Raw genomic sequence first — 17277 nt, 5'->3', positions numbered from 1 at the left:
ATGGCGCGCAAGAACCTCATCGAGATTTCCGCGCCCAACCCGGCCAGGACGGAAACGGTCGCGCCGCGCGACAATCGCCCTATTGCGGGCTTCGTGCCGCAGGAACGCAGCGGGGCACCCGTCGGCGGCATCACGAAGACGCTCGGCAACATTACCGAGAAGATGGAGCGGGCAAGCGAGCTGGAACGTCAGCTCGCCGCCGGCCAGATGATCGTCGAACTCGATCCCGGGCTGATCGACGCCTCCTTCGTCAGCGACCGGCTGGCGATCGACGCGGGCGAGCTTGCCGACCTCGTCGAGCAGATCCGCGAGCACGGGCAGCAGGTCCCGATCCTGGTGCGCCCGCATCCCGAGACCAAGGGGCGTTACCAGGTCGCCTACGGCCATCGCCGCCTCGCCGCCACCAGGGAAATCGGCATCAAGGTGCGGGCTGTTGTCCGCGATCTGACAGACGGCCAGCTGGTCGTCAGCCAGGGCCAGGAAAACAGCGCCCGGACCAATCTTTCCTATGTCGAACGCGCGCTCTTTGCCTCACGGCTGGAAGAGCGCGGCTTCGGCCGTGACGTCATCATGGCGGCGCTCAGCGTCGACAAGGCGGCGCTGTCGAGAATGCTGATCGTGATCCGGCAGGTTCCCCTGGAACTCATCAACGCTATCGGCGCCGCACCCGACATCGGCCGCCGGCGATGGCTGGAGCTGGGCGAGCGGATCGAGGGCGCTGATATCGGCAAGATCATCGCCGAGTTGTCCGCGGACGACGCGCGCAAGATCTCAAGTGACGAGCGGTTTCACCGGGCATTCGTGCTGGCGACGAAGAAGGTCGCCGCTCCGAAGCCTGCAGCAGTCAAATCCGAGGTCAGCGGCGTGCCGGTGACTGTCAAGAAGACAGCATCCGGCGCGACCTTCGTCTTTGACGGCAAGTCCGCGCCCGGTTTCGATCAATTCGTCCAGGAAAGGCTGCAGAGCCTGTTCCAGGAATTCAAAAAGCACAGAGGAGCGTAGCGCGCAAAAGAAAAAGGCCCCCAACGACGCCGTCGTGGAAGCCCTTCTCAGATCTTAAGCACATCGAGAATCGCATTTTCACGAATCACAGTCAAGCGTCCTGGCACCGAAAAGGGTGGACGGTTTTCTTTTGCCTGAACGAAGGTGAAGGCAAATGGAGAGTGGATATGTGACGACGCCCTTTGGGCGGCGGCCGATGTCGCTTGGCATGTTGGCAAGCCAACAACTGGCCGAGACGATCGAGCCGGGGATAAAACGCAGCAAGTGGAAGCTGTTCAGGGCGATCTGCGAAGCGCGGCCGGCGCTCGGCGTGACCGACCGGGCGCTGACGGTGCTCGACGCACTTCTGACCTTCTATCCCGACGACGAGATCTCCGAGGAGAAAGGCCTGATCGTCTTTCCCTCGAACGCGCAGCTTTCGCTTCGCGCCCGCGGAATGACGCCGGCAACACTGAGGCGGCATCTTGCCGTACTGGTCGAGGCGGGCCTGATCCTGCGCAAGGACAGTGCGAACGGAAAGCGCTATGCGCGCCGCGACAGGGCAGGGGCGATCGGCGAAGCTTTCGGCTTCAGCGTCGCGCCGCTTCTGGCACGTGCGGCCGAGATCGAAAACCTTGCCGCCGAGGCAGTTGCCGACCGGGAACTCGTCAGGGCGACCAGGGAGCGCCTGACCGTGTGCCGGCGCGATATCTCGAAGCTGATCGCGGCAGCCATCGAGGAAGGTGTTCCTGGCGACTGGGAGCAGATGTCGATGTTGTTTCGCGATCTCGTTCTTCGGATTCCGCGGGTGGCCAGCGCCGAGGCGTTGACAGCGCTGCTCGACGAGATGGGCCTGTTGCGCGAAGAAGCGGTCAACTTACTGGAAATACATGTAAAAATTAAAAAAATGGACGCCAATGAGTCTCAAACTGAGCGCCACAAACAGAATTCAAACCCCGACTCCACATCTGAACTTGAACCAAGCTTCGAAACGAAGCAGGGCGCGAAGGCTGTGGCCGATAACGACACGGTCGCCGAGCCGCAGGACGAGCCAAGACTGAAACAGCAACGGCCTTCAGGCAGGAACACCCAGGCGACCGGTCCGGTGGCGGGTCATGGCCTGAAATCCTTCCCGCTCGGCCTCGTTCTCCAGGCGTGCCCGCAAATTCTCGATTACGGACCGGGCGGAACGATCGGCAATTGGCGCGACCTGATGTCGGCCGCCGTCATCGTCCGCTCGATGCTCGGCGTCAGCCCCTCGGCCTATGAAGAAGCCTGCGCCGGCATGGGGCCGGAAAACGCCGCGACGGTGATCGCCTGCATTCTGGAACGAGGCGGACATATCAATTCGCCCGGCGGTTATCTCCGCGATCTCACTCGAAGGACCGAGCGAGGCGAATTTGCGATCGGCCCCATGCTGATGGCGCTCGTGCGGGCGAATGGTGGAGTAAGGCGTGATGCCGGCTGATGGACTTCGGATGCAGCGCAGTCAGCGGGGCGCTGCGGTACTTTCCCGCAGGATCAGCTCGACCGGCCATAATTCGTGGATCTCGTCTGCGGGGCGGCCGGCGATAAGCTGTAGCGTCAGCTCGGCGCAGCGTGTGCCCGCGGCGCGCATGGAGGATCGCGTGCTCGAGAGCGACGGAACCATGTTTTCAGCCGTCAGATAGGGGAAGACATCGTCATGGGCGATGACGGAAACATCTTGGCCCACCGTCATCCCAAGCGAACGCACGGCACGGTAGACACCAAGCGCTGTCATTGTGGAACCGGCAACGATGGCGGTCGGCGCATTGGTGCTCTCGAGAAAAGAGCGGGCATGGCGAAAGCCGCTCTCGTCGGAGAATTTATCGCAGACCATCAGGTTGAGATCTGCGGCCAGCCCGCGCTCCTGATGAGCTATCCGAAAACCCTGTTCGCGATGGATCGAATAGGTCTTTCCCCGTAGGCCATTGATCATCGCAATGCGCCGGTGCCCGAGATCGAGCAGGTGTTCGGTGGCTCGACGCACGGCATTTTCATTGTCGATATCGAGCCACGCATGCACGTGCTCGGTCTCCGAGCGGCCGTGGACCAAAAAAGGCACGCCCAAGCTGTTCAGCATCTCGATCCGCGGGTCTCTGGGGCGAGGCGAATGAATGATCACGGCGTCCACCCGGCGGCTTTCGACCAGACGCCGGTAGGCCTGTATCTCGTCATCGTCATTATGCGTGGTAATCGGCGTGATGAGAATATCCGTATCGGTCGTTTCCAGGCGCTGCGCCATGCCCGACACGAATTCAGCGAAATGAATTTCTCCCGAGCGTCCCATCATGACGCCTATCGCTCCGGCTCGCCCGGTCTTCAGGCGCACGGCATTGATATCGGGGCGATAGCCAAGCCGCATTGCTTCGCTTGCAACCCGAGCACGCGTGGTTTCGCTCACCTCCGGATAGCCGCTGAGTGCGCGGCTGACCGTCGTCGGAGAAAGCCCAAGCTGCTTTGCAAATTCACGAAGTTTCATCGGTGTCTTCTTTGTCCCGGAAATCAATGGACGATGCGTTGGTGATGCGCAACGGGCAACTGCCAATTCGGCAAAAATTGAAAACGTTTTCAAATAAGTGGCTTCAAGATATCGGCTGCCGATGCGCAATTTACGCCTTTATCCGGGCATCACGGCCATTTTTATCATACAAATGCAACTATCAGAAGCCGTTTTGATGTCTTGACGTCGTCGCGGCCTTCTGCAATGGTCCGCTTGCCAAATCGATTTCAATTTCTGGGAGGAGATCATGAAAAAGTTTGCTCTGGCCTTGTCCGCGCTTGGCCTCGCTATCGCCGCCGGCCCCATGCATGCCGCTGAGATTTCATTTGCCGCCAACACCACGGGCAAGAACGTCGAATTCCTGCACAAGCAGCTTGCAATTTTTGAGAAGAATACCGGCAATCAGGTGAAGCTCGTCACCATGCCGTCATCGAGCAGCGAGCAGTTTTCGCAATATCGCTTGTGGCTTGCGGCAGGAAACAAGGACATCGACGTCTATCAGACCGATGTCATCTGGGCACCGCAGCTTGCCGACCAGTTCATTGATCTCAAGGACGCCACCAAGGACGTGGTCGGCCAGTTCTTCCCGTCGATCATCGCTTCCCAGACCGTCAACGGCCGGCTCGTGGCGCTGCCGTTGTTTACCGACGCTCCGGCGCTGTTTTATCGAAAGGACCTGCTCGAGAAATATGGCAAGCAGCCGCCGAAGACCTGGGACGAGATGGCCGCAACCGCCAAGGAGATTCAGGATAAAGAACGTCAGGCCGGGCAGAAGGACGTTTGGGGTTTCGTCTTCCAGGGCAATTCCTACGAAGGGCTGACCTGCAACGCGCTGGAATGGGTGAAGTCGTCGGGCGGCGGCCAGATCGTCGAGCCGGACGGGACGATCTCGATCAACAACGAAAAGGCGGCGGCAGCGCTGGAACGCGCCAAGGGCTGGATCGGCACGATCTCGCCGCCTGGCGTACTCGCCTATCAGGAAGAAGAATCGCGCGGAGTCTGGCAGACCGGAAACGCCGTCTTCATGCGCAACTGGCCCTATGCCTACTCCCTCGGCAACGGCGCCGACAGCGCCGTGAAGGGCAAGTTCGACGTCATGACGCTGCCGGTTGCAGCGGCCGGCGACAAGCCGTCCTCGGCGCTTGGCGGCTGGAACCTGGCGGTTTCGAAATTTTCCGAAAAGCAGGAAGCCGCCATCGCACTGGTAAAATTCCTGGCGTCGAAGGATGTTCAAAAGGCGCGTGCCATCGAGTTGTCCAACCTGCCGACGCTGACCGACCTCTATGACGACAAGGATGTTGCCGCCGCACAGCCCTTCATGCCGAACTGGAAACCCATTTTCCAGGATGCGGTGCCGCGCCCTTCGGCGACCGCCAAGGTCAAGTACAACGAAGTATCCTCGAAGTTCTGGACGGCAGTGCACAACACGCTGTCCGGCAGCGGCTCGGCTGCGGAGAATCTCGAGCTTCTGGAAGCCGACCTCACCACCCTCAAGGGTGACGCCTGGTGAGATTCCGGCCGGCGGCTGTGAAGCCGCCGGCCGGTTTCGAACGAGCGGACGGGAGAGGCGTTTCATGACTGAAATCGTAGTTTCGCAAGCAGTAGAACCAAGGATTACCCATCTCAGAACCTCGACGGAGCTGCGATCCGAACGCGTTCGATCCGCCTGGATGTTTCTGGCACCGACGCTGCTGATCCTGGCAATCGTCGCCGGCTGGCCGTTGTTCAGAACGATCTATTTCAGCTTTACGAACGCGTCGCTCAACGAGCTCGGCAATGCTCGGTTCGTCGGCTTTGACAACTATCTGTCGTGGGTGACGCTGAAGAGCGGCAGGACCGTCTATCGCGGGCTGCTCGCGGATCCGGTCTGGTGGAAAGCCGTCTGGAACACTGCCAAGTTCACCGTCCTTTCGGTCGTGATCGAGACCACGCTCGGGCTGATCGTGGCGCTGGTGCTGAATGCACGGTTCGTCGGGCGCGGGATCGTACGGGCCGCGATCCTCATTCCCTGGGCCATCCCAACGATCGTGTCGGCCAAGATGTGGGCCTGGATGCTCAACGATCAATTCGGTATCCTGAACGACATTCTGCTCGGCTTCGGCCTGATCAGTCAGAAGATTGCCTGGACCGCCAATCCGGAAACGGCAATGGTCGCCGTGCTGATCGTCGACGTCTGGAAGACGACGCCCTTCATGGCGCTTCTGATCCTTGCCGGACTGCAGATGGTTCCGGGCGATATCTATGAGGCCGCCAAGATCGACGGCGTCAATCCGGTCAAGGTCTTCTGGCGACTGACGCTGCCTCTGATCCGCCCGGCCATCATGGTTGCCGTGATCTTCCGGATGCTGGATGCGATGCGCATCTTCGATCTGATCTATGTTCTGACGCCCAACAATGCGCAGACCAAGACCATGTCGGTCATGGCGCGCGAAAACCTGTTCGACTTCGACAAGTTCGCTTACGGCGCCACCGCATCAACGGTGCTTTTCCTGATCATTGCCTCCGTCACCATCCTTTATATCTGGCTCGGCCGCGTCAGGCTCGGTGGGGAGGAACGCTGATGCTGCTGTCGATCACCAGGAATACGCTTTTCTACCTGCTCGTCACGGTCATCGTCGTCATTGCGGTCTTTCCGTTCTACTATGCGGTCCTCACGAGCCTGAAAACCGGCACGGCCCTTTTCCAGGTCGATTATTGGCCGACCTCGATCTCGTTCGGCAACTACACTTCCGTGATGGGCCAGGGCGGGTTCGTCCGCAGTCTTGCGAATTCCGCATTGATTGCCTGCGTCGTGGTTTCGGCGTCGCTGTTGCTTTCGATCACCGCTTCCTTCGCCTTGGCACGGGTGCATTTCCGCGGGCGGGCGCTGTTGATGCTGACAATCCTCTCGGTGTCGATGTTTCCGCAGATTGCCGTCCTTGCCGGACTCTTCGAACTCATTCGCTGGATCGGCATCTTCAACACGCCCTTCGCGCTGATCTTTTCCTACATGATCTTCACGCTGCCCTTCACCGTCTGGGTGCTGACGACCTTCATGCGCGAATTGCCGATCGAGATCGAGGAGGCGGCAATCGTCGATGGCGCCTCACCGTGGGTCATCGTCACCCAGGTGTTCATGCCGCTGATGTGGCCGGCGCTGGTGACAACAGGACTGCTCGCCTTCATCACCGCGTGGAACGAGTTCCTTTTTGCGCTGACATTCACATCGTCCGATACGCAGCGGACCGTTCCGGTCGCCATCGCCCTGCTTTCGGGCAACAGCGAATTCGAGATCCCATGGGGCAACATCATGGCGGCTTCGGTGATCGTCACCGTGCCGGTTGTGGTGCTCGTTTTGATATTCCAGCGCCGGATCATTTCGGGGCTGACCGCCGGCGGCGTCAAGGGTTGAGGGAGTAGGACATGGCAGAAATCAGACTGGAGAACATCCGCAAGAGCTTCGGCGCTTTCGAGGTGATCAAGGGCGTGACGATGGACATCCGCCGCGGCGAGTTCATGGTGTTCGTGGGGCCATCCGGATGCGGCAAGTCCACGCTGCTCCGGCTTATCTCCGGCCTGGAGGACATCACATCGGGAACGCTCTCCTTCGACAACGCGATGGTGAACCAGCACGCGCCATCGAAGAGGGGATCGCCATGGTGTTCCAGTCCTACGCGCTCTATCCGCATATGACGGTTTTCGACAACATGGCTTTCGGCATGAAACTGTCAGGACGCACCAAGGACGAATGCCGCCAGCGTGTGGAACAGGCGGCCGGCATGCTGCAGCTCTCATCCTATCTGCAGCGCTTGCCGCGACAGCTTTCCGGCGGGCAGCGTCAGCGCGTCGCGATCGGCCGGGCGATCGTCCGCGATCCCAAGGTCTTTCTCTTCGATGAGCCGCTGTCCAATCTCGATGCGGCGCTTCGAGTGGCGACGAGGCTCGAAATCGCCAAGCTTCATCGCAGCATGCACAATACGACGATGATCTATGTGACGCATGATCAGGTCGAGGCCATGACGCTCGCCGATCGGATCTGCGTGCTGAGGGACGGCGTCGTCGAGCAGATCGGCACGCCGCTGGAACTTTACGAAAGCCCCAATTCGGTCTTCGTTGCCGGCTTCATCGGTTCGCCGAAAATGAACTTTCTGTCGGGCGAACTAGCGCTGTCCTATGGCTGCCATACGATCGGCGTGCGCGCGGAGCATGTCCGCATCGCGCCTGAGTCGCCGGTCTGGAGCGGCACGGTGATCCATTCGGAAATCCTCGGCTCCGATAGCTTCGTCTACGTGGATATCGGGACGGAGGAGCCGCTCATCGTGCGGGAGTCCGGCGTCTCCCGTCACGAGCCGGGTCAGACGCTTGGCCTTGCCCCGCTTGCCGGCCACGTCCACCGTTTCGACCGTTCGGGCCGGGCGCTCGAACGCCAGTCCATGCAGGCTGCCTGATCTTCCCAGGATCGACGTTCCTCCCAAGACTCGATCCGTTTCAACGACAAGGAGAAAACGACGTGACCATTCGCACCGTTGTGTGGGGTGAAAACATCCACGAAAATATCAATGAGATCGTCCGCGGCATCTATCCCGAGGGCATGCACACGACGATCGCCAATGCGCTGAACAGCGATCCCGGCATCTCCGCGACGACGGCGACACTGCAGGAGCCGGAGCATGGGCTGAGCGAGGCCCGCCTTGATGAAACCGACGTGTTGACCTGGTGGGGCCACAAGGATCATGGCGCGGTGTCCGACGTCGTCGTCGAGCGCGTCGCCAAACGCGTCTGGGAGGGTATGGGCCTGCTCGTCCTGCATTCCGGCCATTTCTCGAAGATCTTCAAACGGCTGATGGGCACGCCCTGCGCGCTGAAATGGCGCGAGGCCGGCGAGCGCGAACGGCTGTGGACGATCAACCAGCGCCATCCGATCGCCGCCGGCATCGGCGAACATTTCGAGCTCGAGAACGAGGAAATGTATGGCGAGCAGTTCTCGGTGCCGGAGCCGCTGGAAACGGTGTTCATCTCCTGGTTCCAGGGCGGCGAAGTGTTCCGCTCGGGCCTCACCTGGCGGCGCGGCGCCGGCAACATCTTCTATTTCCGCCCCGGCCACGAGACCTATCCGACCTATCACGACGCCAATGTCCAGAAGGTGCTGATCAACGGCGTCAAGTGGGCCCATAACCCTGAAGCGGCGTTGACTGCTATTACCGACGCTCCCAATGTGCCGGTAGAAAAGGCGCTGGAGCCGATCGTCGAACGCGGCCCGAGACTGCACCAGGCCGGCGAAGCCGGTTATCGCTGAGGAGCTGAAACAGCTTGCTTCGGCGCAGACGCATCCGATCGGCCCGGAAGAACGGCGCTGATCTCTCCATCTGGCAACACCGTCTGGCGCTTGTGAAGGACGGTCGATTTTGCTGCGAACAATTCGATAAACGACCATGAGGACAAAAATGCGCTTGATCATTCTCGGAACTGGAGGATGGGCAAACACCCACGCCATGAATTTCTCGGAAATCGCCGGCGTCAAAATCGTTGCCGCCGTCGACACGGACGAGGTCCGGCTGCGGGCCTTCGCGCTCAGGCATGCGATCCCGCTGACCTTCACGTCGCTCGATGACGCCCTTGCCTGGGGGGAGTTTGACGCCGTCACCAATGTCACGCCAGATCGCGCGCACTATTCCACGACGATGAAGTTACTTGCCGCCGGCAAGCATGTGCTCTGCGAGAAGCCGCTGGCGGTCAACTACCGCGAGGCCAAGGAAATGGCCGACGCCGCGGCCGCATCCGGCAAGGTCACGATGGTGAACCTCACCTATCGCAACGTCGCGCCGCTGCAGGCAGCGCGCAAAATGGTGCTGGACGGGCGCCTCGGTGCGATCCGCCACTTCGAAGCATCCTATCTCCAGAGCTGGCTGGTCTCAAAGGCTTGGGGCGACTGGACCAAGGAATCGCAATGGCTCTGGCGGCTGTCTACGAAGCATGGCTCCAATGGCGTGCTGGGCGATGTCGGTATCCACATACTCGACTTCGCGGTTTTTGCCGCCGGAAGCGACGTCAAGGCGGCGGCGTCGCATCTCAAGGTGTTCGACAAGAGCCCCGGAAACCGGATCGGCGAGTATGATCTCGACGCGAATGACAGCTTCCTGATGATGGCCGAACTCGAAAACGGCGCGGCCGGCGTCATCCATGCAACGCGCTGGGCGACCGGCCATCTGAACGAATTGCGCCTGCGCTTGCATGGAGATAAGGGCGCGCTCGAGGTGGTGCATACGCCTGAAGGCTCGATCCTCAGGGCCTGCGAAGGCGCCGATGCCGACAAGGCGATCTGGCGTGAGATCGAGGTCGAACCTGTTATCACCAACTTCCGGCGATTTGCGAACGCCGTGCAAAAAGGGCAGCCGGATGAGCCGGGTTTCGGCCACGCCGCGAAGCTGCAATTCGTTCTTGATCATGCAGTAAAGACGGCCGGGGCTTTGACCGAGCTTTAGGCGGAGGCGGGCCTAAAGCGCGTCGTGTTGATGGCGCTCGTACGGGCTAACGCCGGAGCAAGGCGTGATGTCGGCTGATGGAGAGGTCTGCGCCAAGTGCGGCCCTTCCGGCGGAGCGCAAGAGGCCAGAGGCGCATTGTTCATTTTGCAATTCCAGGTAAGCTGGATTCTGTCGTGGCGTTCAAGCCGGCGGATGGTCGTGGTGAAGTTTGGCATTCGGTGAAGAGCGTGCCGGTGCCAAGGATTTCCGCGCGGACCACGCCGGGAAATGATTTAATTTCAATAAGGTGTAGTCGATGGGGAAGCGATGAATGAAACAGCTCGGTAAAAGGACCGGTGCAATCCTTTTGGCAGGCGCCGTTCTGTGCGGCCCGGCAAGCGCTGCCGAACCGTCCTATGACAAATACAAATCATGGTTGGTCGTGTGCGACAATGGGTTGACGTGTGAGGCCAAGGGCTTCGAAGAGCTTACCATCGGCACTCCCGACATGCGCTTCGTCCGCGCCGCCGGTCCCGATGCCGTCACTGAAGTTACGCTGAGCGTCCCGTTTTCGACCGGCTTGGATCATTTTCAGGCCGATGGGGAACCATTGCATTTCGGATCCTCCTGGAAGCTCTCCCGGGACGGCGACCTCACGACGATCTCGACTAAAGATCCGGCTGCTGTGAAGGAGCTTCTTTCAGATCTGCGCAATGATACGAAGATCGAAATCGGCGACGACAAGGCAGCCATTCCGCTCGACGGCATGGTTGCCGCTCTTCTGCATATGGATGACCGCCAGGGTCGTGTCGGCGGCGTAACGGCGCTGATCAAGACGGGAGCCGCTCCCGCTTCGAAGGTGCCGGCTCCGCCTGCCTTGCCCGTCATCAAACGCCGAAAGATCGATATCACCCTGTCGGATGCGGAGAAACAACGCCTGCTCGAGCGGGTCAAAAGTGCCGGCAAGGCTGCTTACGAGCGTGAGCAATGCGAAACCGACGCGACGGGCGAAGCACTTGATGCCGATGCCTATCCCCTCGACACAAATCATGCCCTTGTCTTGATCCCTTGCATCATGGGCGCTTACCAGGGATCGTCACTGGTCTTCATTGTGCCGATGAAGGGAGATGGTGTTCCCATTCTCTTTCAGCCGCAACTTCCTCTTGGGGCGGGTGAAGGTCCGACAACGCTCTTCGTTGAACCGGGTTTCGATACGAATACCGGAAGCCTGCAGATGGCAGGCAGGGGGCGAGGCGTTGCCGATTGTGGCCTCTCCGCCGAATGGGTGTGGGACGGTGCCGAGTTCAAGCTTGCGGAAGCATCCTTCCAGTCATCGTGCGGCGGCAGCCAGGCTGTGGACTGGCCGATCTTGTATCGGTCGAGGTGAGTTGCCGCGCGTTTCCGTCTAAAGACGATCCAGTTCGTTTTCCTTGAGCCCGAAATGCTCGAGGATGATGCCGGCGTTTCGGCGATGCGACTTGAAATAGATATCGAAGAGATCGCCGATCAGGGGAACCGTCCCGCCGGCGGCATCGATGCCGAGATTGACGGCCATGCGCGCCAGCTTGTGGTTGGGAACGCCGAGATGCCTTGCCTCATTGATGAGGTAAAGCCCGATGAGGGATGCGGCGACGTCGCCGACAGCCGGGATGAGGCCGAGAACCGAGTCCGCCCCGATCCGCACGCCGATAATGGGCAATCTGACGGCGGTGTCCATCAGACGAGCGATGCGGACGGCGCGCCGGATTCTTTCGCGCTCGATCGACGTGAGGCGTTTGGTGCCGGCGGAAGTCTGCATCAAAATTCCTGCGGTGCCGCAGATTGCGGCGCGGGATTCTGATGCGGCGGAGGTGCGGGATCACGATAATGCTTGTCCATTGCCGTGAAACGCCGCAAGCCCGATAAGGTTCGCCTGCGGCGTCAGTCCTTCAGGTCGACGACGTCAAGCGGCTCTCTGCGGTCTGGTACCGCTCGCCGGCGTCTCGATCTGGAACCGGCCAACTACGCCTTCCAGCGTCTGAGTCTGGTTGCCGAGCGCGCGGCAGGCCGAGACGGTTTCCGCCGCCATGGCGGCGTTGCGTTGCGTGACCTCATCGAGCGCATTGACCGAGGCGTTGATCTCGCCGATCGCCACTGCCTGCTCGGAGGACACGGAAACGATGCGGGCGATCAGCCCCGAAACCTGTTCGACCTGTCCTTCGATTTCCATGAGCGCCCTGCCGGTGCGGTTGACGAGTTCCACCCCGGTCGACACTTGGGTCGAGGAGGTGGAGATCAGAGCCCGGATCTCCTTGGCGGCGTTGGCCGAGCGCAAGGCGAGTTCGCGCACTTCCTGCGCCACGACGGCAAAACCCTTGCCGGCCTCACCCGCGCGGGCGGCTTCGACCCCGGCATTCAGCGCGAGAAGGTTCGTCTGGAAGGCGATTTCGTCGATGACGTTGACGATGTCGCCGATCTGGGCGGAGGAGCCTTCGATCCTTTCCATGGCGGCGATCGCATCGCGAACGACGGCCGCCGAATGTTCGGCGCTGATGCGGGTCTCGGCCATCATCCCGGTTGCCTTGCCGGCATGATGGGAAGCGTCCTTGGTTTTGGCGTTCATCTCCTTGAGCGCGGTCGTGGCCTCGTCGAGCATCGCGGCCTGCTGCTCCGTGCGCGAGGCGAGATTGTCGGCCGCGCTGGTGATGCCGGCCGAGGAGCTGCCGACCTGCCTGGAGGTCTGGGCGATCTCGGCCATCGAGGCGGAAAGCGCGTTCATGCTGTCGTTGAACTTCGCGCGCAAAGCCTCATAGGTGGCGGCAAAGGTGTCGTGATACGGCAATCGAGGTTGCCGTGCGACAATTGGTCGAGGCCATATGTCAGCTCGTCGATCACCGTCTCGCGTGTCTTCTCCTCGGCGGCCTTCTCGGCCATCTGGCTGCGTTCGCGCTCGAATTCCGCATCGCGAAGCGCCGTTTCGCGCTTCTGCGCGTCCTGGCGTTCCAGCGCGTTGCGGCGGAAGACGGCCACGGCCTTGGACATGGCGCCGATTTCGTCGGCGCGGTCGGCATAGGGAACTTCGGTGGAAAAATCGCCTTCTGCGAGATTGCCCATATATTCTTTCATGCCTTCGAGCGGCACGATTGCCCGGCGACGCAGGAGGTAGAGCCCGACCAGCAGCAAGGCGACCGATCCGAAACCGGCACCTCCAGCATAGATCGTCCAGCGCACGGTTTCCGAGGCCGCGTCGCTCTCTTCATTTTTCATGAAAGCGTCGGAATTCGCGACGAGTTTCTCGACAGCATCCTGGTGGATATGGAAGGCGACGCGCAACTGCTCGATCGCGCCACGCGCCTTGTCTTCATTCTTCGCATTCAGGGCCGGGATGATCTCACGGTTCATGACGTCCCAGAACTTGTCGCCCTTGGCCAGCACATCGTTTTCGAGCTCGTCCTTCAGCGATTGCGGCAGCCGGGTGGTTTTCCAATAGGCGCGGCGGTCGTCGTAAGCGGCTTTCAGATCCGCGATCTTCGCGAGATTGGTTTCGGTCAGTTCGGGAAACTTGCTCGCCTCGAAGGAGAGCATGTAGGATTCGACCACGAAGAGCGGCGGCGGCAGAATATCGGCAACGAGGTCCTTGCCGTAGACGACCTGCTCATACACCGGTCCGTTGATCTCCAGCCTTTTGAGGGCCGATTGCTGCAATCCGATCGAGATGAAAAGACCTGCTGAAACGGCGGCGCCGAACGCCACCAAACTACGGGCAATAGTAAATGCCAAGACCGTCTCCAAATAACCTTTTGCGCCTCGCTGCGAGGTGCCTGATCAACGTACGGCAGAATTTCACGGGAACACTTAAATATAGTTAATTTTTTAAGTCTCGCTCTTAACGAGAATGTTTTGAATGCCATTTCACATCAAATTCTCGTGTGAATACTACATTCAGGAGCGCCTATATAATATAACGTGAATTTTGCATGGGTCTTGGGCTGCGAGAATCTCACGTCAGTTCGCGGTCGCGAGCTTATGTCAGGTTCACTATAAAAGCAGACGGATTGGACGGTTCAGAAGTTCACCCGAAATCCGCCCGCAGCCCGCGATCCCGGACATTGCGGGCAATCTGCCTCGTCAAGCGCGTCGACCGACAGTGAGCCTGCGCCTTCGCCGCCATCGTCTTCGCTGCCGGAGCCGGACTGATCGAAGCGGTTCATCGCGAGCGACATCAGCTGGGCAATCGGTTTGTCGGCGCTGGTGGACGTGTCTTCACCACGCTGCCCGGTTGTGGTTGATTTTTTCGCAGGAACCGTACTACAGGATAGGATGTCCTGGGATGCGGATGTCGAACTCTTGCTGTAGGAATAGGAAGAGATTGATGTGGCGGCGGAAACGGTCGTCATAAGCGCTCCATCGCTAGAGGGTGGGGATGCAACGCATTGCGGAACTGATGAGTTCTGTAAATCGAAATTGCTAATGCCACAACCGAAGAGAGCGTCCATCAGAAATCGTAGTCTGCGTTCTCAGATGGGCGGCATGCGCTTCGGCGGAGCGGCCTAGACCATCATGGATGTTATCGACGAGCCTGCAGATGAGCCGCGCAAAAGAGGCCGGCCCAAAGTCTCCAGCGACGAGGACAAGCGGGCGCATATCGTCGAGGTCGCCGGCCGCGTTTTCGTAAGATACGGCTATGCCGGAAGCACGACTGCGGTCGTTGCCTCCGAGGCGGGCGTTTCCAAGCAGACGCTCTACAAGCTGTTTCAGAGCAAGGAAGAGCTGTTTGCCGCCGTGGTCGGCGCGCACCGGCGCCTGATGCTCGACCTGCCGAGACCGGCCGAAGATATCCCGATCGCTGAAAGCCTCGAGCGGATCTTCATGATCGACATGGACGAGGACATGGATGCCGATCGCGCCGGTTTCCTGCAGCTCGTCTTTCGCGAAGCGGCGCAGTTTCCCGAGCTTATCGATATCCTGCAGCGCGAAGGCATGCTTGCCAGCCGGCAGGAGCTTGCCGACTGGCTGAACGAACGGCGGGAGGAAGGCCGGCTGTCGCTTGACGACCCGGCGAGCGGCGCCCGCATGCTGATGGACATGGTTCTCGGGGGCATGGGCCCACCGGAAGGACGCGCGCAGGCCTGGGCCAACCGGGGCCAACTGCTTGCCCACCTTCGCCGCTGCATCGCCATCTTCGCCGCCGGCGTCGGCGCCGCTTGAGGAGGCGGAGTACGCCCCCTCTATTTTCGGCTTCCCATCTCGTCAGTCGTTCGCCGTCACCTTGACGCCGAGCACGGTGGGGATGGTGTTCGGCGCACCCATGGCTGCGCCCATGATCATCGGGAAGGGCACCGGCTTTTCCGGGGCGGCGCTGATCGTCAGGCTCTTCGGGTCGTCGAGATAGGTGTTGACGGCGGCCGAGATCTGGTTCTGCAGTTCCGGCAGGTTGAGCTGCGCCAGCATGACAGGCACGAGACCCTTCAGCGATTGCGCGAGCTGGTCGCCGCTGACGCTCTGCTGCGAGCCGGCATAGTCGAGAGCCTTCTTGGTGATCGATGCATCGTCGAAGCGCAATTCGGCGCTGTTGAACGTCAGCTGCTGCATCATGCCCAGCATGGCGAGGCTCATTGCCTGGTTTGCCTCTTCCTTGTTCGGGTTGGCTTCGGTGGTCTTCACCGCTTCCTGCAGCGACTTCATGAAATTCAGCGTGTAACCGGAAAAGTCGAGCGAGAGGTTCAGCCGGCCGACATTCTTGAAGTCGATGGCATATTCATCGACCGCGACCTTGCCGCTTTCGACTTCCCAGCTGCCCTTCATCGTCAAGGCGCCATCGAGCGTCGTCAGCCCGAGCTTGTCGATCGCGTCTTTCGCAGAGGCGTCGTCGACCTGCGACAGGTCGATCTTGAGGCCGGTGACATTGGCGTCGTAGGTGAAACCATTATCCTCGCGGCCGAGATCGGACTCGGTGCTTTCGATCGAGAAAACGTCCTTGCCCTTGAGGTTGAAGACGATCGGGCCGGTGCGGACGATTTCATAGAGCAGGATATCGTCAAGCGTCGTGCCGGCTGCATTGGCGGGGATGGTGAGACCCTGGACCAGAATATCTCTCGCGGAGAAATGGCCTTCTTCCTGCTTCATGTCGACGTCGGGGAAGGCGACCGACTTGGCGTAGTAGCCGCCGCCTTCGGTTTCCTTCACGCCCTCGAAGGTGATGTCGCCGATCTTCAGCTTGTCGCCGGGCAGGGTCGCAAGTCCGACCTCGACGCCCGATGCCGTGACCGTGTCGCCTTCGACGTCGGCCTTCTCGAAGGTGATGACGGTGCCGCCGACGCCCGTGGCCGCAGCGAGCTTCTTCATCATGTCGGCGCCATCAAGGGCAAGCGCCGGACCGGCAAGCGTCAGGAAGGCGGCACTTGCCGCCAGCAGATGGAGATCGCGTCTATGTTTCATCGAAAGGTCCTTGTGGAGAAATGGATGCGCGAAGCAGGTTTCTTTGCTCCGGATGGAAGAGGCTGCGGGACGACACGAACACGAGGCCCTCGTGCTGCGGTGTCATCCTGCTGGCTTAATTCTGGGCGACGAGATTGAGAGCCGAACGCTGGAGCCGAAGACGTGTCGTCATGCAGCCGCGGGGAGGGTGGCGTCTCATTCGTATATCTCCGCGAATCTTGCAACCTTTTGCATATAGATTTCCGGAACGGAATCAATCGCCTCGCAGCTGTTTGCGCCGCACCCGGCCGCAGAGGCAGGCTCTTCCCCATCGATGTGGTTTAAGCGGAGTTAACGAGGTTTCGGCGACGGCGACGATGACCCGCGAAAACCGTCGCAGGCCCGTCTATGCTGTCCATCACAGGCGTGAATTCATCAGTCGCCGCAAGCCGGCCACGGAAGTCAGCCGCTTCCGCTGAACCGGCGCTCAGAACTCGAATTAGCGTTTGCGCACGAACTCGGTGCGCAGAACGAGACCCTTGATTCCATCATGACGGCAATCGATCTCCTCGGGATTATCGGTGAGGCGGATCGACCTGATAACGGTGCCCTGTTTCAGCGTCTGGCCGGCTCCCTTGACCTTCAAATCCTTGATGACGGTGACGGAGTCACCATCGGCCAGAACATTGCCGCTCGCGTCCCGAACGACCGCCTCATTGGCGGCGGATGCTGCCACCTCCGAAGCCGGACGCCATTCGCCTGTCACTTCGTCATAGATGTATTCGTCGTTGTCAGCGGCCATGCTCGTCTCGGTTCCTTAAAAGTCCTTCGCCGCCTCCCGCGCGGGAGCGGCGTGCACAGGCGCTTATCGCAGACGTTCGTCTATGGCAACTCGGGCGGCGCTCCTTCAGCGCCGATAGCGACTGGTATGTCGC

14 protein-coding genes and 3 pseudogenes are annotated in these 17277 nt (G+C 60.5%); 11 read left to right on the top strand and 6 right to left on the bottom strand.

Translation table 11 applies throughout. From position 1 onward, the window contains the following. Both repB and repC read left to right on the top strand, forming a co-directional pair. Positions 1-1002: a plasmid partitioning protein RepB gene (gene repB / locus NE852_RS28860; RefSeq protein WP_008532525.1), complete on the top strand. Its 1002-nt coding sequence runs from the start codon at positions 1-3 to the stop codon at positions 1000-1002. Positions 1003-1156: 154 nt separating this feature from the next. After that, positions 1157-2449, top strand: a complete 1293-nt coding sequence (gene repC, locus NE852_RS28855; protein ID WP_258157131.1) for a plasmid replication protein RepC — start codon at positions 1157-1159, stop codon at positions 2447-2449. A 21-nt stretch (positions 2450-2470) separates the two neighbouring features. On the opposite strand, the gene NE852_RS28850 is transcribed toward repC, so the two are convergent. Beyond that, entirely contained in the window at positions 2471-3484 is a 1014-nt protein-coding gene (locus NE852_RS28850) for a substrate-binding domain-containing protein (protein ID WP_258157194.1), read from the bottom strand. Positions 3485-3752: 268 nt separating this feature from the next. Here NE852_RS28850 and NE852_RS28845 point away from each other — a divergent pair, with 268 nt between their 5' ends. From NE852_RS28845 to NE852_RS28810, 8 genes and pseudogenes are all read left to right on the top strand, one after another. After that, complete coding sequence (locus tag NE852_RS28845) at positions 3753-5015, top strand: ABC transporter substrate-binding protein (protein WP_008532531.1); 1263 nt, start codon at positions 3753-3755, stop codon at positions 5013-5015. A 64-nt stretch (positions 5016-5079) separates the two neighbouring features. Further along, positions 5080-6066 (top strand): carbohydrate ABC transporter permease, encoded by a 987-nt coding sequence (locus NE852_RS28840; protein ID WP_008532532.1) that lies wholly within the window; start codon positions 5080-5082, stop codon positions 6064-6066. Beyond that, the gene (locus NE852_RS28835) at positions 6066-6896 is read left to right on the top strand and encodes a carbohydrate ABC transporter permease (RefSeq protein WP_008532533.1); all 831 of its coding nucleotides are present in this window, start codon (positions 6066-6068) and stop codon (positions 6894-6896) included. Before NE852_RS28840 ends, NE852_RS28835 begins: the two co-directional genes overlap by 1 nt. Positions 6897-6907: 11 nt before the next feature. Then, a pseudogene (locus tag NE852_RS28830) lies at positions 6908-7329 on the top strand (ABC transporter ATP-binding protein); the annotation flags it as partial. A gap of 123 nt (positions 7330-7452) precedes the next feature. Further along, positions 7453-7932, top strand: coding sequence for a TOBE domain-containing protein (locus tag NE852_RS32635; protein WP_308821827.1), 480 nt, complete (start codon positions 7453-7455; stop codon positions 7930-7932). 62 nt (positions 7933-7994) lie between these two features. Beyond that, positions 7995-8780, top strand: coding sequence for a ThuA domain-containing protein (locus tag NE852_RS28820; protein ID WP_008532536.1), 786 nt, complete (start codon positions 7995-7997; stop codon positions 8778-8780). Positions 8781-8928: 148 nt separating this feature from the next. Then, entirely contained in the window at positions 8929-9966 is a 1038-nt protein-coding gene (locus tag NE852_RS28815) for a Gfo/Idh/MocA family protein (protein WP_008532539.1), read from the top strand. Positions 9967-10277: 311 nt separating this feature from the next. Next, complete coding sequence (locus NE852_RS28810) at positions 10278-11333, top strand: DUF1176 domain-containing protein (protein WP_008532541.1); 1056 nt, start codon at positions 10278-10280, stop codon at positions 11331-11333. Positions 11334-11351: 18 nt separating this feature from the next. Here NE852_RS28810 and NE852_RS28805 read toward each other — a convergent pair whose 3' ends face one another. The 3 genes and pseudogenes from NE852_RS28805 to NE852_RS28795 form a co-directional block, all read right to left on the bottom strand. Further along, complete coding sequence (locus NE852_RS28805; protein WP_008532542.1) at positions 11352-11744, bottom strand: DUF4112 domain-containing protein; 393 nt, start codon at positions 11742-11744, stop codon at positions 11352-11354. Positions 11745-11888: 144 nt separating this feature from the next. Continuing rightward, positions 11889-13705: pseudogene (locus tag NE852_RS28800) on the bottom strand (methyl-accepting chemotaxis protein). A gap of 383 nt (positions 13706-14088) precedes the next feature. Further along, positions 14089-14322, bottom strand: a pseudogene (locus NE852_RS28795) (EF-hand domain-containing protein); the annotation flags it as partial. 163 nt (positions 14323-14485) lie between these two features. Between NE852_RS28795 and NE852_RS28790 the strand changes: the two are divergent. Beyond that, entirely contained in the window at positions 14486-15133 is a 648-nt protein-coding gene (locus tag NE852_RS28790; RefSeq protein ID WP_008532547.1) for a TetR/AcrR family transcriptional regulator, read from the top strand. Positions 15134-15175: 42 nt separating this feature from the next. Here the strand turns inward: NE852_RS28790 and NE852_RS28785 are convergent, their stop codons facing one another. Next, positions 15176-16363, bottom strand: coding sequence for a hypothetical protein (locus NE852_RS28785; RefSeq protein WP_258157130.1), 1188 nt, complete (start codon positions 16361-16363; stop codon positions 15176-15178). A 478-nt stretch (positions 16364-16841) separates the two neighbouring features. After that, positions 16842-17144 (bottom strand): zinc ribbon domain-containing protein YjdM, encoded by a 303-nt coding sequence (locus tag NE852_RS28780; RefSeq protein ID WP_008532553.1) that lies wholly within the window; start codon positions 17142-17144, stop codon positions 16842-16844. Between the last annotated feature and the right edge of the window lie 133 nt (positions 17145-17277).

It is taken from the genome of Rhizobium sp. Pop5, from assembly GCF_024721175.1.
In the GTDB taxonomy this organism is placed as follows: Bacteria; Pseudomonadota; Alphaproteobacteria; order Rhizobiales; family Rhizobiaceae; genus Rhizobium.
Note: the sequence above shows the minus strand (reverse complement) of the source record. Positions and strands in the feature narration are given on the sequence as shown.

Coding starts and splice junctions, on each gene's coding strand:
- NE852_RS28780 (WP_008532553.1), bottom strand. CDS start 17,144: ATGGCCGCTGACAACGACGAATACATCTATGACGAAGTGACAGGCGAA.
- NE852_RS28785 (WP_258157130.1), bottom strand. CDS start 16,363: ATGAAACATAGACGCGATCTCCATCTGCTGGCGGCAAGTGCCGCCTTC.
- NE852_RS28805 (WP_008532542.1), bottom strand. CDS start 11,744: ATGCAGACTTCCGCCGGCACCAAACGCCTCACGTCGATCGAGCGCGAA.
- NE852_RS28845 (WP_008532531.1), top strand. CDS start 3,753: ATGAAAAAGTTTGCTCTGGCCTTGTCCGCGCTTGGCCTCGCTATCGCC.
- NE852_RS32635 (WP_308821827.1), top strand. CDS start 7,453: ATGCACAATACGACGATGATCTATGTGACGCATGATCAGGTCGAGGCC.
- repC (WP_258157131.1), top strand. CDS start 1,157: ATGGAGAGTGGATATGTGACGACGCCCTTTGGGCGGCGGCCGATGTCG.
- NE852_RS28815 (WP_008532539.1), top strand. CDS start 8,929: ATGCGCTTGATCATTCTCGGAACTGGAGGATGGGCAAACACCCACGCC.
- NE852_RS28850 (WP_258157194.1), bottom strand. CDS start 3,484: ATGAAACTTCGTGAATTTGCAAAGCAGCTTGGGCTTTCTCCGACGACG.
- repB (WP_008532525.1), top strand. CDS start 1: ATGGCGCGCAAGAACCTCATCGAGATTTCCGCGCCCAACCCGGCCAGG.
- NE852_RS28810 (WP_008532541.1), top strand. CDS start 10,278: ATGAAACAGCTCGGTAAAAGGACCGGTGCAATCCTTTTGGCAGGCGCC.
- NE852_RS28840 (WP_008532532.1), top strand. CDS start 5,080: ATGACTGAAATCGTAGTTTCGCAAGCAGTAGAACCAAGGATTACCCAT.
- NE852_RS28835 (WP_008532533.1), top strand. CDS start 6,066: ATGCTGCTGTCGATCACCAGGAATACGCTTTTCTACCTGCTCGTCACG.
- NE852_RS28790 (WP_008532547.1), top strand. CDS start 14,486: ATGGATGTTATCGACGAGCCTGCAGATGAGCCGCGCAAAAGAGGCCGG.